This window comes from Peterkaempfera griseoplana, assembly GCF_001418575.1.
Lineage (GTDB): Bacteria > Actinomycetota > Actinomycetes > Streptomycetales > Streptomycetaceae > Peterkaempfera > Peterkaempfera griseoplana.
Genome location: NZ_LIQR01000198.1, coordinates 1 through 25,913, shown reverse-complemented (window position 1 = coordinate 25,913; position 25,913 = coordinate 1). Strand labels below are relative to the sequence as shown.

At 73.5% G+C, this 25,913-nt stretch carries 26 protein-coding genes; 10 read left to right on the top strand and 16 right to left on the bottom strand.

What is annotated here, in order from left to right; all coding sequences use genetic code 11:
• Positions 1 to 285: 285 nt before the first annotated feature.
• From AOK09_RS16025 to AOK09_RS16015, 3 genes are all read right to left on the bottom strand, one after another.
• The gene (locus tag AOK09_RS16025; protein ID WP_055587875.1) at positions 286 to 1,368 is read right to left on the bottom strand and encodes a hypothetical protein; all 1,083 of its coding nucleotides are present in this window, start codon (positions 1,366 to 1,368) and stop codon (positions 286 to 288) included.
• 224 nt (positions 1,369 to 1,592) lie between these two features.
• On the bottom strand, positions 1,593 to 3,257 hold the full coding sequence (locus AOK09_RS16020) for a hypothetical protein (protein WP_055587874.1): 1,665 nt from the start codon (positions 3,255 to 3,257) through the stop codon (positions 1,593 to 1,595).
• Between the two features lie 168 nt (positions 3,258 to 3,425).
• Complete coding sequence (locus AOK09_RS16015; protein WP_055587873.1) at positions 3,426 to 4,865, bottom strand: alkaline phosphatase family protein; 1,440 nt, start codon at positions 4,863 to 4,865, stop codon at positions 3,426 to 3,428.
• A 368-nt stretch (positions 4,866 to 5,233) separates the two neighbouring features.
• Here AOK09_RS16015 and AOK09_RS16010 point away from each other — a divergent pair, with 368 nt between their 5' ends.
• Positions 5,234 to 6,529, top strand: a complete 1,296-nt coding sequence (locus AOK09_RS16010; protein ID WP_157875916.1) for an MFS transporter — start codon at positions 5,234 to 5,236, stop codon at positions 6,527 to 6,529.
• An 81-nt stretch (positions 6,530 to 6,610) separates the two neighbouring features.
• On the opposite strand, the gene AOK09_RS16005 is transcribed toward AOK09_RS16010, so the two are convergent.
• Together AOK09_RS16005 and AOK09_RS16000 are read right to left on the bottom strand one after the other, a co-directional pair.
• A complete protein-coding gene (locus AOK09_RS16005) occupies positions 6,611 to 8,254 on the bottom strand; it encodes a cellulose binding domain-containing protein (protein WP_055587872.1) in 1,644 nt (547 codons plus the stop codon).
• Positions 8,255 to 8,536: 282 nt separating this feature from the next.
• Complete coding sequence (locus tag AOK09_RS16000; RefSeq protein WP_055587871.1) at positions 8,537 to 9,016, bottom strand: SUKH-3 domain-containing protein; 480 nt, start codon at positions 9,014 to 9,016, stop codon at positions 8,537 to 8,539.
• Between the two features lie 81 nt (positions 9,017 to 9,097).
• Here AOK09_RS16000 and AOK09_RS15995 point away from each other — a divergent pair, with 81 nt between their 5' ends.
• From AOK09_RS15995 to AOK09_RS15985, 3 genes are read left to right on the top strand one after another with little or no spacing between them, the layout of a single operon-like run.
• The gene (locus tag AOK09_RS15995; RefSeq protein ID WP_322973185.1) at positions 9,098 to 9,340 is read left to right on the top strand and encodes a Scr1 family TA system antitoxin-like transcriptional regulator; all 243 of its coding nucleotides are present in this window, start codon (positions 9,098 to 9,100) and stop codon (positions 9,338 to 9,340) included.
• Positions 9,337 to 9,540: a DUF397 domain-containing protein gene (locus AOK09_RS15990; RefSeq protein ID WP_055587869.1), complete on the top strand. Its 204-nt coding sequence runs from the start codon at positions 9,337 to 9,339 to the stop codon at positions 9,538 to 9,540. The genes AOK09_RS15995 and AOK09_RS15990 overlap by 4 nt, the downstream gene beginning before the upstream one ends.
• 54 nt (positions 9,541 to 9,594) lie before the next feature.
• Positions 9,595 to 10,299 (top strand): maltokinase N-terminal cap-like domain-containing protein, encoded by a 705-nt coding sequence (locus AOK09_RS15985; protein ID WP_055587868.1) that lies wholly within the window; start codon positions 9,595 to 9,597, stop codon positions 10,297 to 10,299.
• A 173-nt stretch (positions 10,300 to 10,472) separates the two neighbouring features.
• Here the strand turns inward: AOK09_RS15985 and AOK09_RS15980 are convergent, their stop codons facing one another.
• A complete protein-coding gene (locus tag AOK09_RS15980) occupies positions 10,473 to 10,838 on the bottom strand; it encodes a DUF6223 family protein (RefSeq protein ID WP_055587867.1) in 366 nt (121 codons plus the stop codon).
• Between the two features lie 222 nt (positions 10,839 to 11,060).
• On the opposite strand from AOK09_RS15980, the gene AOK09_RS15975 reads away from it, so the two are divergent.
• Together AOK09_RS15975 and AOK09_RS15970 are read left to right on the top strand one after the other, a co-directional pair.
• Positions 11,061 to 12,188: a sensor histidine kinase gene (locus AOK09_RS15975; RefSeq protein ID WP_055587866.1), complete on the top strand. Its 1,128-nt coding sequence runs from the start codon at positions 11,061 to 11,063 to the stop codon at positions 12,186 to 12,188.
• On the top strand, positions 12,185 to 12,847 hold the full coding sequence (locus AOK09_RS15970) for a response regulator (RefSeq protein WP_055587865.1): 663 nt from the start codon (positions 12,185 to 12,187) through the stop codon (positions 12,845 to 12,847). Before AOK09_RS15975 ends, AOK09_RS15970 begins: the two co-directional genes overlap by 4 nt.
• A gap of 48 nt (positions 12,848 to 12,895) precedes the next feature.
• Here AOK09_RS15970 and AOK09_RS42150 read toward each other — a convergent pair whose 3' ends face one another.
• From AOK09_RS42150 to AOK09_RS15925, 9 genes are all read right to left on the bottom strand, one after another.
• Positions 12,896 to 13,999, bottom strand: coding sequence for a hypothetical protein (locus AOK09_RS42150; RefSeq protein WP_245687314.1), 1,104 nt, complete (start codon positions 13,997 to 13,999; stop codon positions 12,896 to 12,898).
• A 131-nt stretch (positions 14,000 to 14,130) separates the two neighbouring features.
• Positions 14,131 to 14,535: a metal-sulfur cluster assembly factor gene (locus AOK09_RS15960; protein WP_079063102.1), complete on the bottom strand. Its 405-nt coding sequence runs from the start codon at positions 14,533 to 14,535 to the stop codon at positions 14,131 to 14,133.
• A 20-nt stretch (positions 14,536 to 14,555) separates the two neighbouring features.
• Entirely contained in the window at positions 14,556 to 14,999 is a 444-nt protein-coding gene (sufU, locus tag AOK09_RS15955) for a Fe-S cluster assembly sulfur transfer protein SufU (RefSeq protein ID WP_055587864.1), read from the bottom strand.
• A 21-nt stretch (positions 15,000 to 15,020) separates the two neighbouring features.
• Complete coding sequence (locus AOK09_RS15950; RefSeq protein ID WP_055587885.1) at positions 15,021 to 16,301, bottom strand: cysteine desulfurase; 1,281 nt, start codon at positions 16,299 to 16,301, stop codon at positions 15,021 to 15,023.
• Between the two features lie 2 nt (positions 16,302 to 16,303).
• A complete protein-coding gene (gene sufC, locus AOK09_RS15945; RefSeq protein ID WP_055587863.1) occupies positions 16,304 to 17,068 on the bottom strand; it encodes a Fe-S cluster assembly ATPase SufC in 765 nt (254 codons plus the stop codon).
• A 6-nt stretch (positions 17,069 to 17,074) separates the two neighbouring features.
• Positions 17,075 to 17,407, bottom strand: a complete 333-nt coding sequence (locus AOK09_RS15940) for a bifunctional 3-phenylpropionate/cinnamic acid dioxygenase ferredoxin subunit (RefSeq protein ID WP_055587862.1) — start codon at positions 17,405 to 17,407, stop codon at positions 17,075 to 17,077.
• The gene (gene sufD, locus AOK09_RS15935) at positions 17,404 to 18,636 is read right to left on the bottom strand and encodes a Fe-S cluster assembly protein SufD (protein ID WP_055587861.1); all 1,233 of its coding nucleotides are present in this window, start codon (positions 18,634 to 18,636) and stop codon (positions 17,404 to 17,406) included. Before sufD ends, AOK09_RS15940 begins: the two co-directional genes overlap by 4 nt.
• 56 nt (positions 18,637 to 18,692) lie before the next feature.
• On the bottom strand, positions 18,693 to 20,105 hold the full coding sequence (sufB, locus tag AOK09_RS15930; RefSeq protein ID WP_055587860.1) for a Fe-S cluster assembly protein SufB: 1,413 nt from the start codon (positions 20,103 to 20,105) through the stop codon (positions 18,693 to 18,695).
• Entirely contained in the window at positions 20,102 to 20,929 is an 828-nt protein-coding gene (locus tag AOK09_RS15925) for a helix-turn-helix transcriptional regulator (RefSeq protein WP_055587859.1), read from the bottom strand. The genes sufB and AOK09_RS15925 overlap by 4 nt, the downstream gene beginning before the upstream one ends.
• A 190-nt stretch (positions 20,930 to 21,119) precedes the next feature.
• Here AOK09_RS15925 and AOK09_RS15920 point away from each other — a divergent pair, with 190 nt between their 5' ends.
• The 3 genes from AOK09_RS15920 to AOK09_RS15910 all read left to right on the top strand — a co-directional run bounded on the left by AOK09_RS15920 (position 21,120) and on the right by AOK09_RS15910 (position 23,944).
• A complete protein-coding gene (locus AOK09_RS15920; RefSeq protein ID WP_055587858.1) occupies positions 21,120 to 22,076 on the top strand; it encodes a helix-turn-helix domain-containing protein in 957 nt (318 codons plus the stop codon).
• A 150-nt stretch (positions 22,077 to 22,226) separates the two neighbouring features.
• Positions 22,227 to 23,168 (top strand): ABC transporter ATP-binding protein, encoded by a 942-nt coding sequence (locus AOK09_RS15915; RefSeq protein WP_055587857.1) that lies wholly within the window; start codon positions 22,227 to 22,229, stop codon positions 23,166 to 23,168.
• Complete coding sequence (locus AOK09_RS15910; protein ID WP_055587856.1) at positions 23,165 to 23,944, top strand: ABC transporter permease; 780 nt, start codon at positions 23,165 to 23,167, stop codon at positions 23,942 to 23,944. The genes AOK09_RS15915 and AOK09_RS15910 overlap by 4 nt, the downstream gene beginning before the upstream one ends.
• A gap of 77 nt (positions 23,945 to 24,021) precedes the next feature.
• Here AOK09_RS15910 and AOK09_RS15905 read toward each other — a convergent pair whose 3' ends face one another.
• On the bottom strand, positions 24,022 to 24,696 hold the full coding sequence (locus AOK09_RS15905; protein WP_063795969.1) for an LAETG motif-containing sortase-dependent surface protein: 675 nt from the start codon (positions 24,694 to 24,696) through the stop codon (positions 24,022 to 24,024).
• 182 nt (positions 24,697 to 24,878) lie between these two features.
• Between AOK09_RS15905 and AOK09_RS15900 the strand changes: the two genes are divergently transcribed.
• Positions 24,879 to 25,856 (top strand): COX15/CtaA family protein, encoded by a 978-nt coding sequence (locus AOK09_RS15900; RefSeq protein ID WP_245687313.1) that lies wholly within the window; start codon positions 24,879 to 24,881, stop codon positions 25,854 to 25,856.
• The last annotated feature ends 57 nt before the right edge of the window (positions 25,857 to 25,913 follow it).

The following is a 25,913-nucleotide window of genomic DNA, read 5'->3' as shown; positions in this document are numbered from 1 at the left end:
GTCCGGTTCCGGCGGCCGGTGGACGGCCGGGTGTGATGCCGGGGGTCCGGATGCCCGCGAACGGGGTGCCGGCGTCGACCGCCGCCTTGGCCGGAGCCGTGCGGCGGGGACCGGCGATGGAGGCGGCCGTCGGAACAGGCCGCGTCCTCGGAGCGGTGGGCATGGCCGCGGGTGCCCGTCGACGACCACGGCCCCGCGTGCCCGGGCGGCCCCGGCGGCCCCGGCGGCCCGGCACCCGACCGGCCGGCGGAGCGGTCGTACGACGCGCCGGCCTCGACGCCCCGGTCACTGCGAGGTGATGTCTCCCCGATCCCTTCGAGCCCCCCGCCTGCGGTCCCGCCGCCAGCGCTCCCAGGCCGCCAGCCACTCCGCCAGCCCCGGCTCCCGCCCGTGGCGGGGATCGCTCCACACCGCACGCCAGGCAAGCTGGGCACGCAGACTGGGGACCTCGCTCCCGAACACCGTGTGACGGATCGTCTCCTCCACCGCCTGACGCCCGTCCTCGGTCCCCACCGCCCAGTCGGCCCGCTCCGCCAGCCAGCCCAGCTGGTTGACCATCGAGGTCACCGACTCGTCCGCCTCCCAGCGGTCCTCCGAGGCCAGCCGCATCTGCTGCCGCACCGCCTCCTCCCAGAGCTCACCACCCTCCCGCACCCGCAGCCGGCGGGGGGTGCGCGGCGTACGGCCCTCACTCAGCTGCTGCGCCAGGATCCGGGACCGCTCCATACCGTCCAGCGCCAGCTGCCGATGCGCCGACAGGCCCAGCGCGGCGGTGGACGGCACCGGCTCCCCGGCCGGCGCCGAGGCGGACCGGCCGGACGCGGTCTCCGCCAGCAGCCGTTCCCGTCCGGCCAGATAGGGGCCCAGGTCGTCGGCCGCGACCAGCGGCGGCTCACCCACCGGCAACCCCCGGACGGTCACCGTCAGCTCCATCGGACGACCGGACCGGCGCAGCGTCAGCTGCGCCGCCCAGAGCTCCACCTCGCCGTCGGCGCCGGGCTGCTCCACCCGCACCCTCGCGGGCACCGGCACACCGTCCACCAGCAGCGTCAGTTCGGAGGTGCAGGTCTCCCGCGGCCCGTCGCCCTCGTCCAGGCCGGTCAGCTCGAAGAGGCGGTCCCGCTCGTCCTCGATCACCTCGTCGAGGCCGTTCAGCACCTCGCCGTGCAGGTCGTCGCCGGTCACCGCGGTCCGTACCGAGACGAAGGGCCCGGCCTGCGCCCGGGGCTCACCGGCGAGCAGGGTGAAGGCGACCAGCTCGCCGTTGACACTGTGCCAGCTGTCCAGCACGCGGGATCCCGGCAGTCCGGCCCCAGGTGCGTACGGCAGCCGCCCGGCGCGCCGCCAGGTCTCCAGTGCGGCCGCCATCTCCTCCTCGACGGGCCGCCGCCGGCCGGCCGGCCCCGCTCCGCTCCCGGTGTGGTGCACCCGCCACGCCCCCTGCCTGGTCGGTCGGCCCCCGTGTCGTCGCCCTCACGATACGGTGGCACACCTCCGCAAGTGCACCTTTTGCACAGGGGTCCGCCGAAGCCCGCCGCACCGGCGGCGGTGCGGTCCGGGGGCGCCCAGCGGCGGCGCCCCCGGCGCGGTCGTCACTCGGACCGGCGGGAGCGCGCCTTGTAGGCGGCCTTGCGGGCCTCCTTGGCGACCTTCTTGTCCCCGTGGAACTCCCCGATGGCGTCCAGCACCTCGGGGGTGCAGACATGGTCCACCCGCCACAGCTCGGCCAGGAAGGCCGCCGGGTCGGGGGAGAGCGGGAGTCCGCCGACCAGCTCGGTGAGCAGCTCGGTGTCGACGTCCGGGTCCAGCAGCTGGGCCGCCAGGGTGTCCACGGTGGTCCACAGGGCCATGGTGCGCCCGGGCTCGGGAACGTCCGCCGCACCCCGCTCCACCAGCCAGGCGCGGCAGAAGCCGCCCAGCTCGGGGTCGTCCAGCACCTCGCGCAGCGCGGGCTCGGCGCCGGCGCCCAGCTCGGTGAGGGCGAGCTGGCACAGCACCCGGCGGACCGGGCCGAGGGTGTCGCCGCCGCGGGCGGCGGCCAGCAGCTCACGGGCGGCCGCCAGCGGCTCACGCCCGCGCACCCACTCGCGGATCTCCTCCTCGGGCAGCACATTGACCGCCTCGGAGACCCCGCGCAGCAGCCGGGCGGCGTCGCCCTTGGCGTGCTCGCCCACCAGCGGGGCGTCGTAGCCCTCCTCCAACAGCCACTGGCGCACCCCGTACTGGCCCAGCGGGGTCAGCCTGACCAGGCCGAACCTGGCCGCCTCCTCGTCGTCGACCGGGGCGTCGGACAGCAGGGTCTCCGCCTCGCCCTCCTCCTCCGGCTCCTCGAAGAGGTCCGGGTCGATGGGGTGGTACTCCACCAGTCCGATCTCCGCCAGATCGGAGAGCATCGGGTCCAGGGAGACCATGACGGAGGTGATGTCGCCCAGCATCTCCTCGGTGGGCTCCTGCCCGTCCGGCACCACCAGCAGCGCGGCCAGCACGCCCAGCGGCACCGTCTCGGCGCCCTGCTCGGCGAAGGCGGTGGACTCGTAGAGCACCTGGAGGGCCTGGTCGAGGAGCTCCTGCGCCTCGTCGTGGGCCGCCTCGAACTCCTCCACCGCCGCTGCGGCGCTCTCCTCGTCCAGCTCGTCGGAGTCCCCGACGGCCAGCTCACCCGGGTCCGGGAAGGGCGCGTCCGCCTCGGAGGCGGTGTCGATCACCACATCGGCGGCGCTCAGCCAGGCCTCCAGCACGGCCTCGGGGTCGCCCGACTCCACCGCCTCCAGATCGGCTCCGGGCCGGGCCACCTGGCCCTCGCCCGCGTCCTCCCCCTCGGCGGCCTCGCCGATCTCGATCAGCTCCAGGTCCACCGCCAGCGACCAGGCCTGCATGATCGCGGCGGTGCCGTGCTCGGGGTCCGGGTCGGCGTCGGTCAGTCCGAGCGCCGCCGCGGCCTCGGCCTCCAGCTCCGTCCCCGGCTCGCCGAACTGGTCCACCGGCCGGTACGGGGCGATCCAGCGGGCGAGCCGTACGGCGCGGTCCAGCAGCGGCACCCGCAGCGCGGCCTCGGCGAGCTCGGCCTCGGGCAGCAGCCGTACCGGCGGGACGAACACCGGGGCGTCGTCGGGGTCGGTCTCGTCGTCCAGGCCGCCCGTGCGGTAGGTGCCGTACAGCTCCTCGACGGCCAGGTCGGCGGGGAGCCTGCCGCCCGGCTCCGTGCCCGGGCCGGTGGCCGACGGGCTGTCAGGGGTGTTGCGGCTTCGTCCGGCCATGGTGGCACGTTCTCCTCGGACTGGCACGGGTGGAGCGGGTGGGGGTGCGGCCGGCTCGGGTGCTGGGGCACGGCGGCCGGTTCCGGCACCAGCCTATCGGCCCGGTGGCCGCCGGTACGCCTACGGCGGCCCGTGCCGGGGGTGTGGTGCCGGACGGCCGTCGGACCGTCAGCCCGAGCCCGGTGTGCGGCGCCTGACCTGACCGCGCTCCTGGTGCGGCGGCTGCTGGCCGCCGGTCGGCGGGAGCGGCCTGGGCAGGCTCTCCACCTCGGCCTCGGCGGCCAGCATCCGGGCTTCGGTCTCCGGCAGCCGCGGCGGCCGGTACGGGCCGGAGGCGAACTGGAAGGCCGAGGTGAGATCGCCGAAGGCGGACCGCCGCCAGGCGGTGATGTTCTTCTCCCGCACCCCGGTGACCCGTTCCAGGAAGCGCAGCTGGGAGGTGTGGTCGAAGGTCTCGCCGGCCACCCAGCCGCCGACCGTCCACGGCGAGACGATGATGCACGGCACCCGGAACCCGGCTCCGATCGGCAGCCCCTTGACCACCTCGCCCGGGGTGCCGGGGCGGGGCACGGGCGGCCGCACATGGTCGAAGAGCCCGTCGTTCTCGTCGTAGCTGAGGACGAAGACTGTCTTGGCCCACACCTGGGGGTTGGAGGCGATGGCCTCGATCTTGGAGGCGATGTAGTCGGCGCCGACCGCGGGCAGGTAGTCGGGGTGCTCGCACTGGTAGCTGGTGGGGATGATCCAGGAGACGGTCGGCAGCCGGTCGTTGCGGGCGTCGTCCTCGAAGGTGCCGGCCGGGTAACTGGCCAGACCCCGCTCGTGCAGCGGGTCCCCGGGCCGGGCGCGGCGGAAGGCGTCGAAGGAGGCCAGCATGTTGCAGCCGTAGTTGTCCTCCTCCTGGTACACCTGCCAGCTGATCCCGGCCGCCTGCAGCCGCTCGGCGTAGGTGGTCCAGCGGAAGGGGTGCGGCGCGGCGTTGGTGGTCACCGGGCCGCCGCTGCGGCCGCCGGGGTCGATGGTGCCGGTCATCCAGTAGAGGCGGTTGGGCCAGGTCGGGCCCATCACCGAGCAGAAGTAGTGGTCGCAGACGGTGAAGCTCTCGGCGAGGGCGTAGTGGAAGGGGATGTCCTCGCGGGTGTAGTACCCCATGGTGAACGGCCCGTTGGCATTGCCGTCGGCCTTGCGGTGGGCGCGCACCCAGCGGTCCATCCGGCCGAAGTTCCACGACTCGTGCTGCACGTCCCAGGCGTGGCTGGTGGAGGGGATGGCCTGGGCGCTGGTGCGGCGGGTGTCCAGGTGGAAGGGGAGCAGATAGCCCTGGTCGTTGCCGGGATCGGGCTGGTGGAAGACGTCCCGGCCGTCGGGCAGCCGCAGCGCGTCCGGGTCGTCGAAGCCCCTGACCCCGGCCATGGTGCCGAAGTAGTGGTCGAACGAACGGTTCTCCTGCATCAGCAGGACCACATGCTTCACATCCCGCAGCGAACCGCCCGACCGGGGCCCCTCGGCCACCGCCTGCCGCACGCTGGGCGGCAGCAGCGCGGCCGCCGCACCGGCCGCCGTGGCCGCCGCCGCACCGAGCAGTCTCCTTCGGGTCATCCCGGTCATGGGGCCGCCTTTCCACCGAGCCGCGGGCGATCGAGGGGGATACCCCACGACTCTCGCGACGGATTCGGCCGACCGGGCGGCGACGCACAGGTGATTCAGGAGCACGGGGGAACGGCGCTGGGCCGTTCGGGGGAAGAGTGGTACGTCCAGCCGATTTTCGGACCAACCCGGCCGAGCACGTATTCTTCGACCCGGTCCGGCGCGCATGGCGTCCGGCCCCCGGGGCGACGGAGCCCCACCGCAACCCGCAACCCGGCTCCACCCGGATGCCCGTACGACGGCCCACACCCACGGCGCCGCCGCCCGGGCGCGTCGGCACACCCCGCCGACCCGGCCGTGGGAGCCAGTACCACAGGAGACCCACGACCGTGGTGGACCTCGGGTCGGCCGGCACCCGGCTGACCGACACCCTGCTGCCCCGCGAGCTCGCCCCGCGCGAGCTGCTGCGCCTCTCGGCCCTGAGCCGCTGGAACGCCGCCCGCGGCGTCCGTGTCGGCCTCTCGGCCGCCGTACTGCTGACCCTGCTCACCGGCGCCAACCTGGCCACGCCGATCTATCCGCTGCTCCAGCAGCGGCTCTCGCTGACCGCGCTGGACACCACGGTGCTCTTCTCCGTGTACGTGTTCGCGCTGATCCCGGTGCTCGCCGCCGTCGGCCACTGGTCCGACCACCTCGGCCGCCGGGCGCTGCTGCTGCCCGCCGTGGCGCTCTCCGCCTGCGGGGACGCCCTCTTCGCCACCGCCGGCAGCCTGGGGCAGCTGGCGCTGGGCCGCGCCGTCCAGGGGATCGCGGTGGGCATGGCCACCGGCGCCGGCGGGGCGGCGCTCACCGATCTGCTGCCCGACCGGCCGGGCCTGGCTGCCAAGCTCACCCTGGCCTCCTCCGCCGGAGGCGTCGCGGCGGGCCCGTTGGCGGGCGCGGCGCTGGCCCGGGGCGGCCACCCGGTGCACACCCCCTTCCTGGTGCATGCGGTGGCGCTGCTGGCGCTCTGCGTACCGCTGGCGCTGCTGCACCCGCGCAGCCCGGGGCACCAGCCGGACCGGGCCGCCGCCCGGGGACGGCGGCCGCGCCACGGGGCGCTGCGGCCGCGGGCGCTGGCGCTGCCGGCCCGGGGGCGCCGGGAGTTCCTGCTGGCGGCGGGGACCGGTTTCGTCAGCTACGCCGTCTTCGGTGTCTACCTCAGCCTGGCGCCCGGCTACAGCGCCGCCCTGCTGCACACCGGGTCCCGGATGACCGGGGCGGCGGTGGCGGCGCTGCTGCTGGGGGCCTCCGCCGCGACCCAGCTGGCGGCGCCGCCCGCGGCCGGGCGGCTGGTGCCGGTGCTGGGCATGGCGGGGCTGGCGGCGGGGCTGGGCATGGTGGTGGCGGCCGGGTATGCGCACGCGCCGGCGCTGCTGGTCGCGGGCAGCCTGCTGGGCGGGGCCTGCCAGGGGCTGGCGTTCCGCGCCCTCTTCACGGCGGCCTGCGCGGCGATGGATCCGCAGCGGCGGGGCAGTCAGCTGAGCGCCTTCTGGGTGATCGTCTACCTGGGCAGCTCACTGCCGATCGTGGCGGTGGGCGCGGTCGCCCAGCGGCTGGGGCTGCAGCCCGCGTTCAGCGGCTTCGCCGCGGTGGCGGGCGCCGCCTGCCTGGGCCTGGCCGGGGCGGCGCTGCGACGGGGGTGAGCGGCCGGCCGCTCCGGCCGCGCCCGGGTGGGCGCGGCCGGAGACGACCTGGGCGGTCCGTATCCCGGGACCGGGGTCCGGTCAGGCGGGGGTGCAGCTGAAGGCGGGCGGCACGGTGGGGGCGTAGCCGGTCGCCCAGATGCCGAAGGTGGTGGCGCCGGACGGGACCAGGGCGCCGTTGAAGCCGAGGTCGGTGGCGGTGGCGGTGGTGCCGTCGTCGGTGAGGTCGGCGTTCCAGTGTTCGCCGGTGGTCACGGCGCCGGCCCTGGGCCAGATCCAGTGGACCTTCCAGCCGCCGATGGCGGTGGCGCCGGAGTCGGCGACGGTGACCGTGGCGACGAAGCCTCCCGTCCAGCGGCTCTCCACGTGCCAGGTGGCGGTGCAGGCGCGGGTCGTGCCGTCGGCCGCCGCGGTGGTGGCGGGCACCGAGGCGGTGCGGTTGGACCGGTTGTGCGAGGGGTCCTCGGCCTGGACGGTGTACGAGTAGTCGGTGCCCGGCGCGAGCCCGGTGTCCGTCCAGGTGGTGCCGGTGGCGGCCCCCACGGGCTGCCCGTCGCGGTAGACGAGGTAGCGGGACACTGCCGTGTTGTCGCTGGAGGCGTTCCAGGAGAGCGAGACCGTGGTGGCGGTGGTGCCGGTCACGCCCAACTGCCCCGGTACGGTCGGCGGTGTGGCCTCCCCGCCGGTCGTCGCGCCGCCGACGCCACCCTCGACGCTGCCGGTGCCGATCGCGCCGGCGTGGTCGGTCTCATAGCTGACCTGCGTGTAGTCGTGGCAGCCGTTCGCGCACGCGTCGGGCATGGGGAAGCTGTACTCCGCGCCGCCGTTGACCAGTTGGTCGTCGGCGTCCCGGACCCGGATGCGGTAGTCGGTCCCGTGCAGGGCGGTCGGCGCGATGGCGAAGGCCTGTCCCATGTCCGCCTGCCGCTCGGCGGGCTGCCAGGTCCTGCCGTCGAAGTAGTCCACTCCGTGGATGCCGTTGCGCAGGGCGGTGACGGTGATGCGCGGCCGCTCCGGCGCGGACCCGGCAAGGAGGCCGATCGAGATGTCCCCGGTGTAGGAGGGCCGGGGCTCGAACGACCAGCTGATCCTCCGGTTGTTCCAGTGGTCGGGGTACATGTCCGTCACCCGGGTGCCGCCCTTGACGAACCAGTCACGCAGCGCCGCCGTCGACAGGCCGAGGTGGTTGCGGTCGTTGCGGCACCAGGCGGTGGCGTCGGCGCAGCCGGCCGCGACCAGCAGGTCCGCGGTGGCACCGCTGTAGTCGTCGGCGGCCCAGGAGCCGTCGCGGCAGAAGGGCAGGCTGAGGTCGCCGTCGTTGGTACCGGTGCAGTAGTCCCCGATCGTCACCCTCACCCAGCGCCCGCAGTTGCGGCCGTTGTCGTAGGCGCCCGTCCGGTCGGCGTCCTGCTCCGGCACGGGGCGGGTGTCGTAGGTGCCGTCGCCGGGTGTGTCGAAGACGTTGAGGGAGACGAAGAGGGAGGGGGCGTCGAGGTAGGCCTGCGGGACTCCGCATCCCTCCTGCGGCGTCCCCGGGCTGTCGAGCGCGGTCGCGTATCCGGTGTGGGTGTCCGTGACGGAGGCGGGCGCGGCCGCGGACACGGGCGCAGCCGTGGCGGGGGCCGACGCGGCTGCGGTGACGCTGGAGCAGAGGGCCGCCAGCAGGGCCAGGACGGCCGGCAGCACGGTGAGCAGTTGCCGTCGGGTGGTGCGCGGGGTGGTCACGGGCGTCCTCCGTGGGCGGGATCGGGACGGTGGCCGGCGCTGTCGGCGCCCGCCGTCGGCGGGGCCTCGTACGGGCGGGCCTGCGGGCGATTCACCCGGCTCACCGGTGGCTTCCCGCGCGCGATCCGGCGCGCGGTCCTCTCGGCCGCGCGCCGCGTGGGACGGGGGCGCGGCCGGGCGCGGTGCCCTGCTCCGAACCCGGGAAGGATAGCCCCGCAGGCATGTCCGCGACAACGGTGTCGGCGCTCTGCCGCCCGCACCGTCACGGTGAGGGCGGCCGGGTCAGCGCTCGGCCTGGCTGCGGAAGAAGGTCCTGTCCCACTCGCCCGTGGCGAACGCCCGGACCGTGTTCTCGAAGCCGTTGGCGACCTGCTGGAATCCGGCGTCGCCGTAGAGCAGCACATCGCCGTTCCCGGCGAGCAGCAGCGCCTCCTCCGTCTCGAACGCGGTGCCGACCAGCAGGACGGGCCGTTGGAGACGCCGGGCGAAGATGCCGACGCTCCTGGGCGTGGCGTGGTTGGACTCCAGTGTCCGTGCGACCGAGGTGGTGACGACGAACCTCCACGGCCGGGCGGTGAAGGTGAGCGTGAGTTCGCCGTACTCCGCCAGGAACTCCCGGAGCCGGGGGGTGACCTCGTACCCGTCCCCGGCGTACCGGCCGCACGCCTCCTCCACGTCCAGCGGATGGGCCTGGACGTCCACGGCACCGGCGAGGCGGTCCCTGAGCCTGCCCACCACCGGCCGCTCGGCGCTGCCGCTCATCCTGTCCCCTCCCCCGCCCGGCCCCGCACGCTGCGGCTGCTGCCGCGCACCTCGGCCCGGCCGGCCGGGTGGTGACCACCCATCATCGCAGCGAGGCACGCCGGGGCACATGCCTGCAGGAGCGGGCCGTTCGTGATCGTGGGCTTCGAGGAGCCGGCCTCCCTCGACGTGGTGTACGTCGAAACCGCCGGATCAACGCTGTGGCTGGAGCGCGAGGACGATGCACACCGGCACCGAAGCCTGTTCGACAGCGTGCGAAGATCAGCTCTGTCCCCCGAGGATTCCCGCGCTCTGGTAGACGGCTTGACCAAGGAGTTCCGTTGAGTACGCGTGAGGCGTTCAGGTTCTGCAGGAGCAGTTACAGCGGCTCGCAGGGCGAGTGTGTGGAGGTGGCCCGCAATCTCCACGGCATAGTCGGTGTGCGGGACAGCAAGGACCCGCAGGGCACCACCCTGGTTCTTCCGGTCGCTGCCTGGTCCGCGTTCCTGGCCGGGGTCAAGGCCGGTGACTTCCCCGCCCTGTGAGCCGGCCGGCGTTCGAGCCCAGATGAGCACAAGCCCACAGGAAAGGCACCAAGCATGGCCGTCATCCACCACACCACGATGGAACCCAGCAAGCTGGAGCTTCTCACCTCCTGGCTTCCCGCGCAGCCGTGGTACCTCGGCGCGGGGCGGGAGCCGCACCTGACCAAGGGCGGCGGGTTCCGGCTCGACGACCCGCAGGGTGAGGTGGGGATCGAGTTCATGGTGGTCACCGACGAGTCCGGGCACCGGCCGATCACCTACCAGGTGCCGCTCACCTACCGTGGGACTCCCCTCGACGGAGCCGACCACGCGCTCATCGGGACGTCCGAACACGGCGTTCTGGGGCGGCGGTGGATCTACGACGGCACCCATGACCCGGTTCTTGCCGCCCAGTTGCTTGCCCTGGTCCTCGGCGAGGCGGAGCCGCAGGCCCAGAGCACCAGCGGCGCCGCCGACGCCACCGTCACCGGCCACTTCGCCGAGTCCGGCTACCGGGCGTCGATCCGGCGCGCGGAGGTGACCGACGGACCGCGCGGCACCGATCTCCTCGTACGGACCGTCGCCGACGCCGGGCCGGAGACCGGTCCGGACCGGCAGCTGACCCTCCGGGTGAACCGCATCCTGGAGTCCCAGCCGGACGAGTCCTCCGCCGCGACGGAGGCCCTGGGTTACGTCGCCGCCGAGTGGCTTCTCCCCGACGGTGCCAAGGCCCGCGGCCTCTTCGTCGTCGTTCACGACAACGCCCCCGCCGCCGCATAGCAGGTGACGCAACCGCCCGGCCCGGATCCTGTCCGGGCCGGGCGGTTGTGTCTCCAGGTCGCGCCGTCATGGGTCGCGCCGTCAGCGGGCGGGGCGCTGCTGAGCCGGCCGTACACGGCAGCACCACCGCCGCTTCGGCGCGAAGGCGTGCCCGGTGTCCGTGTCCGTCACCGTCAGCCGGTGCGCCGGGCGCGGTTCAGTGCCAGGCCGCCGAGGGCCGTGCCGACCAGCCCCAGCACCACCGCGGCGCCGCCGCCGATCACTCCGTTGCCGGTGCCGGGGCCGCCGTCGGCGGCCGCCAGGTTCACCACGCCCATGGCCAGGCCGACCACCGCCGCCGCCAGTGCCATGACGGCCCTGTTGCGCCTGCTGCCGGTGCGGCGGCCCAGAGCCAGCCCGCCGACGACCACCCCGGCCAGTGTCAGGGCGGCGGCCGTGGTGCCCTCCAGCCGCGCGGCGGTCAGGCCGGTGGTGGTGGCAGCCGACCGGGCTGCGATCTGCGCGGCCGCCGGTAGGGCGAGTACGGATCGGACTGCCATGAGAGGCCTCCTTGTCGCTTCACTGCGATGCGATGTCGGCCCAGCATGTCCGCCGGATCCTCCGTCAGTCGTCCTGCGGACGTGGACAGTTCGCGCTGCCGCCGGTGGGCCATGCGCCTGCTGCGGGCGCGGCAGAGGACGCGCGGATACCGCGGACGCGGTAGTCGGCCGCTCGTCCCTGAGCGGGACTCGCCCCCAGTGCCGTCTGGCTAGGGTGCGCCTATGGGCAGAGGACAACTGGGTGTCCCGGCCGGGGTGCGGGACTGGGCGGTCGCTGTCGGCGTGGCGGCGCTGCTGGTGGGCACCGGACTGTCCGGTGGGAGCTCCACGGGGGCCGGCGACCTGCTCGGCGTTGCTCTGCTGGCGGGCGGCGGGCTGGCGCTGGCAGCCGTCCGCCGGGCTCCGCGGGTGGTCCTGGTCGTCACCGGGCTGTGCGCGGTGGGATGTCAGACCGCCGGGTTCGACGTGCTCGCCGTCTCCTATCTGGTCGCGGTGTACGGCGCGGTGCGGGCCGGGCACCGCGCCACCACCGTGGCGGTCTCCCTCGCCACGCTGGTCGTGCTCCAGCTCACGGCGCTGGTCCTCCAGGACGAGCCGGTGCGCCGGGCGTTCGGGCGGGGCGGCGGCGTACTCGAGATCGCCTGGCTGATCGCCGCCTTCGCCGCGGGTGAGGCGGTGCGGCAGGCCGAGCGCCGGGCGGAGGAGGCCGAGCGGACCCGGGAGGAGACCGCGCGGCGGCGCGCCGACGAGGAGCGGCTGCGCATCGCGCGGGAACTGCACGACTCGCTCACTCATCAGATCTCGGTCATCACGGTGCAGGCCGATGTCGCGGTCCATGTCGCCCGCAGGCTCGGCGAGCAGGTGCCGGAGGCGATGCTGGCGATCCAGGAGGCCGGCCGTGAGGCCGGCCGGGAACTGCGTGCCACGCTGGAGGCGTTGCGGGACGACGACACGTCCCCGCCGCGCGGGCTCGACGACGTTCCGGAGCTGGTGGAGCGGTCGCGGACGCTGGGCCTGGACGCCGCGCTGACCATCGACGGGCGGCGGCACGGCATACCGGCCGCGGTGGACCGTACCGTCTACCGCATCGTGCAGGAGGCGCTCACCAACGTCGCCCGGCACGCCGGCGCCACCAGCGCGGTGGTCCGCATCGACTGCCTTCCGGACTCCCTCGCCGTACGCGTCGACGACGACGGCAGGGCGACGCCGGCCGCCGCCCCGCTGCCCGGCCTCGGGCTGCTCGGCATGCGCGAACGCGTCACCGCCCTCGGCGGCAGGCTGCGGGCCGAACCACGCGACGGGGGCGGCTTCACCGTCCAGGCCGAACTCCCCGTGGACCGGACGCTGTGATCCGTGTCCTGCTGGTCGACGACCAGCCCCTGATCCGCCGCGGATTCCGCGCCCTGCTCGACCTCGAGGACGACATCGAGGTGGTGGCCGAGGCCGCCGACGGCCGCGAAGGCCTGGAACTCGCCAGGGAGCACCTGCCGGACGTCGTGCTCATCGACATCCGGATGCCGGTCGTCGACGGCATCGCGGCGACCCGGAGCATCGCCGCGGATCCGGCCCTGGACGCGGTGCACGTCGTCGTCCTGACCAACTACGGCCTGGACGAGTACGTCCTGGAGGCCCTGCGCGCCGGCGCCGCCGGATCCCTGGTCAAGGACGTCGTGCCGGAGGACTTCCTGCACGCCGTACGCGTCGCCGCGCGCGGCGACGCCCTGCTCGCGCCCTCGATCACCCGCAGGCTGATCAACCGGTACGTCACCCAGCCGCTCCCCGTGGTCCCCGGCCGGGGGCCGGAGGAGCTGACCGGCCGCGAACGCGAGGCTGTCGTCCTGGTCGCGCGGGGTCTGTCCAACGACCAGATCGCCGCCCGTATGGTGATCAGCCCGCTGACCGCGAAGACCCACATCAACCGGGCCATGACCAAGCTCCGGGCCCGCGACCGGGCCCAACTCGTGGTCTTCGCCTACGAGTCCGGCCTGGTCTCCCCGCAGGGTTCCTGACGGTAGGTCACCCCCGTCTCGCCGTGGCGTCCGGCCCTGCCGCGGTCGTCACCAGCGGTACCCGGTCAGCGCCGTGACCAGCACACCGGGAACGGCGAACAGGGTGAGCGCGGCCCCGCCGAGGAGGAAGGGGACGCCGAGGACCAGCGCCAGCGGAGTGAGGAAGAGGTCCAGGGAGGTGATCAGTTGGGGAGCGTCCCCCTCCACCAGCCACAGCCGGCGGGTGGGCAGCGCGACGAGGGACGCGCTCGGCACCCCGCGCCGATAGGTCAGCTCCCGGCCGTCCGCGCCCACATGGACATAGTGCTGCTCCCACCGCCTGCCCCGGACAAAGGACTCCCTGGTGCCGCCGTACACGGCCTCGACCCGTCCGCCCTTGACGGCGCCCCGGGTCTGGGCGATCGGCAGCAGGCAGAAGGCGTACCCGCAGCCGGCCACCCCCGCCCCCAGGCTCGCACCGAAGAAGCACAGCAGCGCCACCAGCCAACCGACCACGACGCCCACCGCCCCGCAGTAGACGGTCAGCGCCGTGAGAACCGCCCGCAGCAGCAGCTGTGCCGGGGTGTAGCGCTCTCTCAGCCGGGGCCTGGTCCGCACGTCCGCCGCTGCGGGGCGCCCGGACGCGGCCGGGCCGGCCTCCCGTGCGGCTCCGGAGCCCCGCCGGGCCGGGGGAACCCTGTCCGCCACCGCCTCGCCGGGCCGCCGCTCCGCGCCTCCCCCGGCGCCGCCTTGGCGACCGACCGGTGCACCGGGCTTCGGCGTCCTGGGTGTCGTCGGCGTCCTCGCTGTCGTCGGCATCTCAACCGCCCGGTCCCGCGGCTGCTCCGTCACCGCCCCTTCGACCATCGCCCCTTCGACCATCGCCCCTTCGACCGGCAGGGCTCCGACCAGACGGGCGTTGAGCCGGTTCAGCGCGGCAAGCCCCTCATCCAGTTCCCGTCTGGCGAGCGCCGGGTCGCGGACGGCCTCCCGCGCGGCCGTCTCATAGGCGTCGAGGGCGCGGGCGTAGTCCACGGCCATCAGATGCGTGGTGCCGGGGCGGTCCACGGCGAACGGATGCGCGGCCAGCAGCTCGCCGAAGGCCGTCAGCTGCCCCTGCAACAGGACGGCTTCCTCCCGCGCCCTGCGCCGCCGTCCCTGCGGTGAAGTCACCCCGCCATCATGCTCCTGAGGACCGGTCAGCAGCCAGGCCCGCCCAGCGGCGGCAGACCCCTCCCCCGACGCGCCGCTGCCCCGCAGGCCCTTGCGGGCCGCGGGGCAGCGGTGTTGCGTCGGCGGTGCCGTCAGACGTTGAAGCCGAGCGCGCGGAGCTGCTCCCGGCCGTCGTCGGTGATCTTGTCGGGACCCCACGGCGGCATCCAGACCCAGTTGATCCGCAGGTCCTGGACGAGGCCGTCGGTGGCGCTGCGCGCCTGGTCCTCGATGACGTCGGTGAGCGGGCAGGCCGCCGACGTCAGGGTCATGTCCACGGTGGCCACATCGGACTCGTCGATGTGGAGGCCGTAGATCAGGCCCAGGTTGACCACGTCGATGCCCAGCTCGGGGTCGACCACGTCCATCAGGGCCTCGGTCAGGTCCTCCACCGAGACGGTGCCGGCGGTGGTGCCGACGATGCCGGTGGAGGTGGTCTCCTCGGTCCCGCCCGCCGGGGCGGCCGCCACCGGGGCGGCGCTCTCGGTCTCGCTCATGCTTGCGTCCTCCTCGGGACTCACTCGGGGCGCTGGGCCAGGGCCTGGGCTGTGGCGTCCTTCCAGGCCATCCAGCTCAGCAGGGCGCACTTGACGCGGGCGGGGTACTTGGAGACACCGGAGAACGCCACGGCGTCCTCCAGCACCTCCTCGTCGCCCTCCGACTGGCCCTTGCTCTGCATCAGCTCCAGGAAGGCCTCCTGGACCTTCTGGGCGTCGCCGACGCTCTTGCCGACCACCAAGTCGTTGAGCACGGAGGCGCTCGCCTGACTGATGGAGCAGCCCTGCGACTCGTAGGACACATCGGTGACCACCGCGCCGTCGAGCTTCACCCGCAGGGTGATCTCGTCGCCGCACGTCGGATTGACGTGGTGGACCTCTGCGTCGCCCTCCCGCAGCCCCTTGCCGTGGGGGTTGCGGTAGTGGTCCAGGATGATCTCCTGGTACATGGAATCGAGCTTCACGTCTGCGGGTCCTCCTACCCGTCAGCCCGCACCGAAGAAGCTGCGCACATGGTGCAGCCCGTCGATGAGGGCGTCGACCTCGGCCGGCGTCGAGTACAGGTAGAACGACGCCCGCGTGGTCGCAGGAATTCCGTACCGCAGGCAGACCGGCCGGGCGCAGTGGTGGCCGACCCGGACCGCGATGCCCTGCTCGTCCAGCACCTGGCCCACGTCGTGGGGGTGGATGTCGCCCAGGGTGAAGGAGATGGCGGCACCGCGGTCGTCGGCCGTACGGGGGCCGATGATCCGCAGGTCGGGCACCTCCAGCAGCCGCTCCACGGCGTAGCGGGTGATGGCGTGCTCATGCGCGGCGACGGCGTCCATGCCGATGCCGTTCAGGTAGTCGATGGCGGCACCGAGGCCGATCGCCTGGGCGATCGGCGGGGTGCCGGCCTCGAACTTGTGCGGCGCGGGCGCATAGGTGGAGGAGGACATCGAGACGGTCTCGATCATCTCGCCGCCGCCGAGGAAGGGCGGCAGGTCCTCCAGCAGCTCGTGGCGGCCCCACAGCACGCCGATGCCGGTCGGGCCGAGCATCTTGTGGCCGGTGAAGGCGACGAAGTCGGCGCCGAGCGCCTGCACGTCCACCACCATGTGCGGGGCGGCCTGCGAGGCGTCGATGACCACCAGCGCGCCGACGTCCTGGGCACGGCGGACGATGGCCTCCACCGGGTTGACCGTGCCGAGGATGTTGGAGACCAGGACGAAGGAGACGACCTTGGTCTTCTCGGTGATCAGCTGCTCGATGTTCGACAGGTCGAGGCGGCCGTCGTCGGTGAGGCCGAACCACTTCAGCTTCGCTCCGGTGCGCTGCGACAGCAGCTGCCACGGGACGATGTTGGAGTGGTGCTCCATCTCCGTGATGACGACCTCGGCGTCGCTGTCCACCCGGTAGGGCTCGTCGGCCCAGCCGAGCATGTTGGCGACCAGGTTGAGGGACTCCGAGGCGTTCTTGGTGAAGATCACCTCGTCCCGGCTGGGCGCGTTGATGAACGCCGCGACCTTGTCGCGGGCGCCCTCGTACAGCGCCGTGGCCTCCTCGGCCAGGACATGGACGCCGCGGTGGACGTTGGCGTTGTGCTGCTCGTAGTACGTGTTCAGCGCGTCGAGCACCTGCTGCGGCTTCTGCGAGGTCGCCGCGTTGTCCAGGTACACCAAGGGCTGCCCGTCGTGCAGCAGGCGCTGCAGGACGGGGAAGTCCTTGCGGATGGCGTCGGTGTCCAGCAGACCGGTCAGCTCACGGTGCGCCGAGCCGGGATGGATCGTCACTCGGAAGCGCCCCCCTTCACATATGCCTCGTAGCCCTCGTCCTCCAGCTTGTCCGCGAGCTCGGCGCCGCCGGACTCGACGATGCGGCCGTTCGCGAAGACATGCACGTAGTCGGGCTTGATGTAGCGCAGGATGCGCGTGTAGTGGGTGACCAGCAGGGTGCCGACCTCGCCGCCCTCGCGGACCCGGTTGATGCCCTCGGAGACGATCCGCAGCGCGTCGACGTCCAGGCCGGAGTCGGTCTCGTCCAGGATGGCGATCCGCGGCTTGAGCAGCTCCAGCTGGAGGATCTCGTGGCGCTTCTTCTCGCCGCCGGAGAAGCCCTCGTTGACGTTGCGCTCGGCGAAGGCGGGGTCCATCTGGAGCGCGGCCATGGCCTCCTTGACCTCCTTCACCCAGGTGCGCAGCTTGGGGGCCTCGCCGCGGATGGCGGTGGCGGCGGTGCGCAGGAAGTTGGAGACGGAGACGCCGGGGACCTCGACCGGGTACTGCATGGCGAGGAAGACGCCCGCGCGGGCGCGCTCGTCCACCGACATGGCGAGGACGTCCTCACCGTCCAGCGTCACGGTACCGCCGGTGACGGTGTACTTGGGGTGACCGGCGAGGGAGTACGCCAGGGTGGACTTGCCGGAGCCGTTGGGGCCCATGATGGCGTGGGTCTCGCCCTGCTTCACGGTGAGGTCGACACCGCGGAGGATCTCCCGGGGGCCCTTCTCGGCCTCGACGGAGACGTGCAGGTCGCGGATTTCAAGCGTGGCCATGGGGCTTCAGGACTCCTGGGTGACGGAGACGAAGACCTCGTCCCCTTCGGTCTTTACGGGGTACACGGGAACAGGCTTGGTGGCCGGCAGTCCGGACGGCTTGCCGGTGCGCAGGTCGAAGCTGGAGCCGTGCAGCCAGCACTCGATCCGGCAGTCCTCGACCTCGCCCTCGGAGAGGGAGACGTTGGCGTGCGAGCAGATGTCGTTGATCGCGAACACCTCGCCCTCGGTGCGCACGACGGCCACCGGGACGCCGTCGATCTCGACGCGCTTGGGACTGTCCTCGTCGAGGTCGGTGAGAGCACAGACCCGGACGAAGTCCTGGGGTGCGGAGGTCATGCGAGGGTGGCCTCCAACTCCGCGTCGATCTTCTCCAGCAGCTTCTCCTGCACGTCGGGCAGGCCGATCTGCTGGACCAGCTCGGCGAAGAAGCCGCGGACCACCAGCCGGCGGGCCTCGTCGGCGGGGATGCCGCGGGCCTGCAGGTAGAAGAGCTGCTCGTCGTCGAAGCGGCCGGTGGCAGAGGCGTGTCCGGCGCCGACGATCTCGCCGGTCTCGATCTCCAGGTTGGGGACCGAGTCGACCCGGGCGCCGTCGGTGAGCACCAGGTTGCGGTTCAGCTCATAGGTGTCGGTGCCCTCGGCCTCGGCGCGGATCAGCACGTCGCCGATCCAGACCGCGTGCGACTCCTCGCCCTGCAGCGCGCCCTTGTAGGCGACGTTGGAGCGGCAGTGCGGGGTGTCGTGGTCGATGAAGAGACGGTGCTCCAGGTGCTGGCCGGCGTCGGCGAAGTACAGGCCGTAGAGCTCGGCCTCGCCGCCGGGGGCGCCGTAGACCACCCGGGGGTGGAGGCGGACCAGGTCGCCGCCGAAGGTGACCACCACCGACTTGAAGGAGGCGTCCCGGCCGACCAGCGCGGTGTGCTGGGCGGCGTGCACGGCGGTGGCGTCCCAGTCCTGCACGGAGACCACGGTGAGCTTGGCGCCGTCGCCGACCAGGTACTCCACGTTGGCGCCGAGCACGGCGTCGCCGGTGTGCTCGATGACCACCACGGCCTCGGCGAAGGCGCCGAGCTCGATCACCTGGTGGCCGTAGGCGGTGCCGCCCTCGCCGTGCACCGAGATCCGGATCGGCTCGCTGAGGACGGTCTCCTTGGGCACGGAGACCACGGAGGCCTTCTCGAAGGCGGAGAACGCCTGGGCGGCGATCCGGTCGACCGGCTTGCCGGCCCTGCCGACCCTGGCGTCGCTGCGGTCCACGGTCTCCTGGGTGACCCCGGCGGGAGCGGAGACCTCCACCCGGACGCCGCCGTCGGCCTCCGCGGTGCCGTCGTGCAGCCCGCGCAGCCGGTGCAGCGGGGTGAACCGCCAGTTCTCCTCGCGGCCGGTGGGCACCGGGAAGTCCGCCACGTCGTAGGACGCGACGGCCTCCACCCGGGCGTCGACCGGCTGGCTTGCGACCGCGCTGCGGCCGGTGCCGGGACCGGCCAGCTGGGCGCCGGCGCCGGCCGTGCCGACCTCGATGGAACCGGCGGTCGTCGAGCCGGTGGTGTTCTGAACATCAGCCATGGCTGCGGCTGCTCTCGCTTCCTGGTGGTCCGGTGGGTCTTCGCTGGGGTCCGGCGTCAGCCGACCGCGCCTTCCATCTGCAGCTCGATCAGCCGGTTGAGCTCCAGCGCGTACTCCATCGGCAGCTCACGCGCGATCGGCTCCACGAAGCCGCGCACGATCATCGCCATGGCCTCGTTCTCCGACATGCCGCGGCTCATCAGGTAGAAGAGCTGGTCCTCGCTGACCTTGGAGACGGTCGCCTCGTGGCCCATGGAGACGTCGTCCTCGCGGACGTCGACATAGGGGTAGGTGTCCGAGCGGGAGATGGTGTCCACCAGCAGGGCGTCGCACAGCACGTTGGACTTGGAGCCCTCGGCGCCCTCGCCGATCTCGATCAGACCGCGGTAGGAGGTGCGGCCGCCGCCGCGCGCCACCGACTTGGAGACGATGGACGAGGAGGTGCGGGGAGCCATGTGGACCATCTTGGCGCCGGCGTCCTGGTGCTGCCCCTCGCCGGCGAAGGCGATGGACAGGGTCTCGCCCTTGGCGTGCTCGCCCATCAGGTAGACGGCGGGGTACTTCATGGTGACCTTGGAGCCGATGTTGCCGTCGACCCACTCCATGGTGGCGCCCTCGTAGGCGACGGCGCGCTTGGTCACCAGGTTGTAGACGTTGTTCGACCAGTTCTGGATGGTCGTGTAACGGCAGCGGGCGCCCTTCTTGACGATGATCTCGACGACCGCGGAGTGCAGCGAGTCCGACTTGTAGATCGGCGCGGTGCAGCCCTCGACGTAGTGGACGTAGGCGTCCTCGTCGACGATGATCAGGGTCCGCTCGAACTGGCCCATGTTCTCGGTGTTGATCCGGAAGTAGGCCTGCAGCGGGATCTCCACGTGCACGCCCTTCGGCACGTAGATGAAGGAGCCGCCGGACCAGACCGCGGTGTTCAGCGCGGCGAACTTGTTGTCGCCGGCCGGGATCACGGTGCCGAAGTACTCCTGGAAGAGCTCCGGGTGCTCCTTGAGCGCGGTGTCGGTGTCCAGGAAGATGACGCCCTGCTGCTCCAGGTCCTCACGGATCTGGTGGTAGACCACCTCGGACTCGTACTGGGCGGCCACACCGGCGACCAGGCGCTGCTTCTCGGCCTCCGGGATGCCCAGCTTGTCGTAGGTGTTCTTGATGTCCTCGGGCAGCTCGTCCCAGGAGGCGGCCTGCTTCTCGGTGGAGCGGACGAAGTACTTGATGTTGTCGAAGTCGATCCCGGAGAGGTCGGAGCCCCAGGTCGGCATCGGCTTCCGGTCGAACAGCCGCAGGCCCTTGAGCCGCAGCTTGAGCATCCACTCCGGCTCCGACTTCTTCGCGGAGATGTCGCGGACGACCTCTTCGCTCAGGCCGCGCTTGGCGGCGGCGCCGGCGGCGTCGGGGTCGGCCCAGCCGTACTCGTAGTTGCCCAGACCCTCGAGCTCCGGGTGAGCGGTCGTGGTCATACGGGGTTCCTCCCGGAGGCAGTCTTCGTGGTCGGTGACGTCGTGGTGGATGGTCCTGCGGTGTCGGCCCTGGCGGTGTCGCCGGGCGGCACATGGGTGGTGCAGACTCCGTCGCCGTGGGCGATGGTGGCCAGCCGCTGCACATGGGTGCCCAGCAGTCGCGAGAAGACCTCGGTCTCCGCCTCGCACAGCTGCGGAAACTGCTCGGCGATGTGCGCCACCGGGCAGTGGTGCTGGCAGAGCTGCTCGCCCGCGAGCGCCTTGACGGCGGACGGCACTCGCCGCACCGTGGCAGCGTACCCGTCCGCGCTCAGGGCGCGCGCAAGCGCCTCGGTGCGGTCCAGGGCGCCGGCCCCCGCCACGGCGGCGCCGTAACGCTCGGCGTCGCGCTCCAGCCGGGCGCGGGCGAAGGCCGCGACCGCCTCGGCGCCGGCCTCTCCTCCGCCGGCGGACTCGGCGATCCAGCGCAGGGCGTCTGCTGCCAGCTGGTCGTACGCCTGGTAGAAGACGTCCCGGCCGCACTCGGTGAGGGCGAACACCTTGGCGGGACGGCCGCGGCCCCGGTGGCCGTAGACCCGCTGCTCGCGGGACTCGACCAGACCGGCGGCGGCCAGTGCGTCCAGATGGCGGCGGACCGCCGCGGAGGTCAGCCCCAGCCGTTCGGCCAGATCGGCGGCGGTGGAGGGGCCGTGGTCCAGAATGGAGCGCGCCACCCGGTCGCGGGTGGCCTGGTGGCCGCCCTGGATCGCGGTGCCGTCCCCGGGCGCGGGCAGCGGAACGGCGGCGGTCGGCTCGACCGTCTGCTCGTCCGGGTGCTCGCGCATGTTTTTCACAACGCCATTGTTGCGTAATTCATTCCGATGCGACAAGCGGGGTCCCTCCGGCCGCCCGGTGTCCTCGATCACTCAGGCGTGCCTTACCTGACCTGCGGGGCAGCGCTCCGGGCCGCCCACGGGCCGGCGATCCGGTGGGAGCATGGGCAGGCGGGGCGAGGACGACTCCAGGGAGCCGCGAGTGCGGACGCAGCAGGGCTCGGCGGACGGCGTCGGCAGCTGGGAGCTGGTCCGCGGCCGGCCCGACCCACGGCTGCGCGGCATGGTGCTGGACTACCGCGGCCACCGGCTGGAGCTGGCGGTGCCACGGCGCCGGCTGGAGGTGCCGACCGGACTGGTGACGCTGGCGGTGGGCTTCGACCAGCCGCTGCGGCTGACCGACGCGGTGCGCCCGGAACGTTCGGAGCGCTTCGGGTCACTGGTCTGCGGGCTGCGCCGGACGGCCACCATCGGGGAGCACACCGGCCGGACGCACGGAGTGACCGTGGCCCTCACCCCGGCCGCCGCCTGGCGGGTGCTGGGGCCGGTCCTCGGCGACCTGGGCAATGAGTGGGCGGGGCTGGCCGAGGTCATGGGCCCCGCCGGACGAGACCTGCCGGCCCGGCTGGCGGACGCCCCCGACTGGCCGGCCCGGTTCGCCCTGCTGGACCGGCTGCTGCTGACCAGGCTGTCCGCCGGGCCGGTCTGGGCGCCGGAGGTCACCCGCGCCTGGGAGCTGCTGCACCGCAGCCGCGGCACCGCACCCGTACGGCTGCTGAGCGAGGAGACCGGCTGGAGCCCCCGGCGGCTGGAGGCCCGCTTCCGCGCCCAGGTCGGTCTGCCTCCCAAGCAGGTGGCCCAGGTCGTCCGGCTGCGGCGGGTCCTGCGCGCCTTCGACGCCGACCCCGGCCTCGGCGGCGCCGGAATCGCCGCGCTGTGCGGCTTCCACGACCAGGCGCACCTGGTGCGCACCTTCCGGGCGATGACCGGCAGCACCCCCGGGCGCTTCTTCGGCCACCGGGCCGCCGCCGGGCCGGCCGCGCCGCCCACCGACCGGCTGGACGACCGGGTCACCACCGCGGTGCTGCCCGTGGACGCGCCGGGGCCGGACGGTGTTCGCATTCGTACAAGACGGCACGGCGGCCGGCCGTCAGGATGACGGAGGGCCCGCGCGGGGGACGGGCCGCCGTGCTCCCGGCGCCCGGGCGCGACACCCGGCACCGCCGGGGGCCGCCGCGGCTGCCGGGGGCATGGCCGCCGCCGGTGCCCCCCGGAAGATCACGGCGGCGCAGTCCATAGACTCGACCGCATGGAAGCAGAACCCGCGGTCGAGGTGGTCGGCCTGGTGAAGCGGTACGGCCGGAAGACCGCGGTGGACGGGCTGGACCTCAGCGTCGGCCGCGCCGCGGTGACCGCGGTGCTCGGCCCCAACGGCGCAGGCAAGACCACCACCATCGAGACCTGTGAGGGCTATCGGCGCCCCGACGCCGGCACGGTGCGCGTCCTGGGCCTTGACCCGGTCGCCGACGCCGCCCGGCTGCGTCCGAGAGTCGGTGTGATGCTGCAGTCCGGGGGCGTGTACGCAGGTGCGCGCGCCGTGGAGATGCTCCAGCACACCGCAAAGCTCCACGCCCGGCCCCTGGATGTGGACACCCTGGTCGAGCGGCTGGGCCTCGGCTCCTGCGGCCGCACCGCCTACCGCCGGCTCTCCGGGGGCCAGCAGCAGCGGCTGGCGCTGGCCATGGCCGTCGTGGGACGGCCCGAGCTGGTCTTCCTGGACGAGCCCACCGCCGGCCTGGACCCCCAGGCCCGCCGCGCCACCTGGGACCTGGTGCGCGACCTGCGCGCCGACGGCGTCACCGTGGTGCTCACCACCCACGCCATGGAGGAGGCCGAGCAGCTGGCCGACCAGGTGGCGATCGTCGACGGCGGCCGGGTCATCGCCCAGGGCAGCCCCGCCGAGCTGGTCCGCAGCGGCGACGGCGCCGAGGACACCCAGGAGGCGCTGCGCTTCGACGGCCGGCCCGGACTCGACCTGGGCGCGCTGCTCAAGGCGCTGCCGGACGGCACCGCCGCAGCCGAGCTGACCCCCGGCAGCTACCGGATCCGCGGACCCCTGGACCCCCAGCTGCTGGCCACCGTCGCCGCCTGGTGCGCCCAGGTGGGCGTTCTGCCGGACCGGCTCACCGTGGAGCGGCGGAGCCTCGAAGACGTCTTCCTCGAACTGACCGGACGGGAACTGCGTTCATGACCACCACCTCGCAGGGCCGCTACTCCCCCGCGCCCGGAGCCGCCCCGCTCGGCCGGATGCTGCTGGCGCAGACCGGTCTTGAGACCAGGATGCTGCTGCGCAACGGCGAGCAGCTGCTGCTGACCGTGGTCATCCCCACCGTGCTGCTGGTGCTGTTCAGCGCCGTGGACGTGGTGGACACCTCTGGTCCGGGCAAGCGGGTGGACTTCCTCGCCCCGGGCCTGCTGGCGCTGGCCGTGCTGTCGACCGCCTTCACCGGGCAGGCCATCGCCACCGGCTTCGAGCGCCGCTACGGGGTGCTCAAGCGGCTCGGCGCCTCCCCGCTGCCGCGCTGGGCGCTGCTCACCGCCAAGACCGGCTGTGTGCTGGTGACCGAGGTGCTCCAGGTGGCGCTGCTGTCGGTGATCGCCCTGGCGCTGGGCTGGTCGCCGCACGGCGACCCGTTCTCGGTGGCTGCGCTGCTGGTGCTGGGCACCGCGGCCTTCTCCGGCCTCGGGCTGCTGATGGCGGGCACCCTGCGGGCGGAGGCGACGCTGGCCGCGGCCAATCTGGTCTTCGTCCTGCTGCTGCTGGCGGGCGGTGTGGTGGTTCCGCTGGAGAAGTTCCCCGCCGCGGTGCGCTCCGCGCTGGAACTGCTGCCCATCAGCGCCCTCTCGGACGGGCTGCGCTCCGTCCTGCAGCACGGATCCTCGCTGCCGCTCGGCGATCTGGGCGTGCTCGCGGTCTGGGCGGTGCTGGGGCTGGCGGCGGCGGCCCGCTTCTTCCGCTGGGAGTAGCCCGCTGACACGACGGCGGCAGGCCCCGGAACCGGTGCGGTTCCGGGGCCCGCCGTCTGCCGTGCGGAGGCCTGCGGTCAGCTGCGGGCACCGCGGCGGCGGCGCGACAGCACCAGCAGGCCACCGCCGAGAGCCACCACGGCCACGGCCGCGCCGGCGATCACCGGGGTGCTGCTGGAGGCGCCGGTCTCGGCCAGCCCGGGGCCGGAGCTCGGCGACGCGGAGGCCGAGACCGCCGCCACCGGGGCGCTGCTGGACGGCGCTGCGCCGGAGGCCGCCGGGCTGGAGGGTGCGGCGCCGGAGGCCGCCGGAGTGGACGGCGCGGCGCTGGACGGGGCCGGGCTGGAGGCCGCCGGGCTGGACGGCGCGGCGCTGGTGGCCGGCGGTGCCGACGTCTCGTGGCCCGGGCAGACCTCGGCGGTCTTGTGCTCGTCCAGGGCGCCGTTGCCGTCCCCTGACTCGACGATCAGCTCGACGTCCAGGGGCGTGCCGTGGTCCTGCAGCTTGAGGTCCTGCTGGAAGCTCTCACCGAAGGTGGAGGGGCCGAGCACCGTGGTGCCGGCGACCTTCACCGTGACGGTGTTGTGCACGTCCGCGTTGTACTTCACCAGGTTGATGTGGACCGACGAGCAGTCGATGGTCCACGCCGGGACGTGCGCGGAGGCGGAGCCCGCCAGCACACCGCTCCCGAGAAGTGCCGTTGCCGTGGCTGCGGCGGTGATACCTCCGCGAACCCACCCCTGACGTGCCATTGCCCTGCTCCCTCCACCGTCGTCACCGCCGGGTGAGCGGAACACCCGGGGATTCCCGGCGGACTTTACAGGTACGCGACATACGGTCCCCGCCCGGGGTGGGCCGCCCGGTGCTCCGGGCGTCCGGCGGCGCTCCCGGACCCCGGCGCGGGGAGGCGTGCGCGGCGACCTAGGATGTGGGGGTGAGTACCCCCTTGTCCTATCTCGCCGGGCGGCTGCAGCCTTCGGCGAGGGCCGTGCGTGTGGCCTGTCTCGCCGCACTGGTGATGAGCGTGGTCGTCGTGGTGACCGGCGCCGCCGTGCGGCTCACCGCCTCCGGGCTGGGCTGCCCGACCTGGCCGAAGTGCACCGCCGACACCCTGACCCCGACCGCCGCCATGGGGATCCACGGCGTCATCGAGTTCACCAACCGCATGCTCACCTATGTGCTGTGCGCGGCGGTCGGCGCGGCGATCATCGCCGCCCGCAGCCGCACCCCGTGGCGGCGCAGCCTCACCCGGCTGGGCTGGGCGCAGTTCTGGATCGTGATGAGCAACGCCGTGATCGGCGGCATCACGGTGCTCACCGGGCTGAACCCCTACTCGGTGGCGGTGCACCTGCTGGCGTCCATGGCGCTGATCTGGGTGGCGCTGGTCACCTGGGAGCGGTCCAGGGAGGGCGACGGCCCGCCGCAGACCCTGGTGGCGCGTCCCCTGGTGCAGCTGTCGTACGTCCTGGTGGCGCTGACGGGCTGTCTGATGGCCGCCGGCACCGTGGTGACCGGGGCGGGCAAGCACTCCGGGGACTCCAGCGATGTGCCGCGGATCCCGCTGGACTACGACCGGGTGACCCAGTTCCACGCCGACTTCGCCTTCGTCACGGTCGGTCTCACCCTGGCGCTGATCTTCGCTCTGCGCGCGGTGCAGGCGCCCGCCCCGGCCCGGGCCCGCGCCCGTGACCTGCTGGTGGTCCTGCTGGCGCAGGGGCTGATCGGCTTTGTGCAGTTCTTCAACGGCTCGCCCGAACTCCTGGTCGGCCTGCACCTGCTGGGCGCCTCGCTGGTGTGGGTGGCGGCCCTGCGCGTCCCGCTGGCACTGCGGGTCCGCCCGCAGCTCCCGGCGGCGGCCGTCGCCGCGGACGAGCCGGCCGCAAGCACCGGCCTGGTCACCGCCGCGGGCTGAGCGGCCCGCACCGACCCGGCACCCGGGCGCAACTGCGCCGGAGGCCCCCTACGGCCG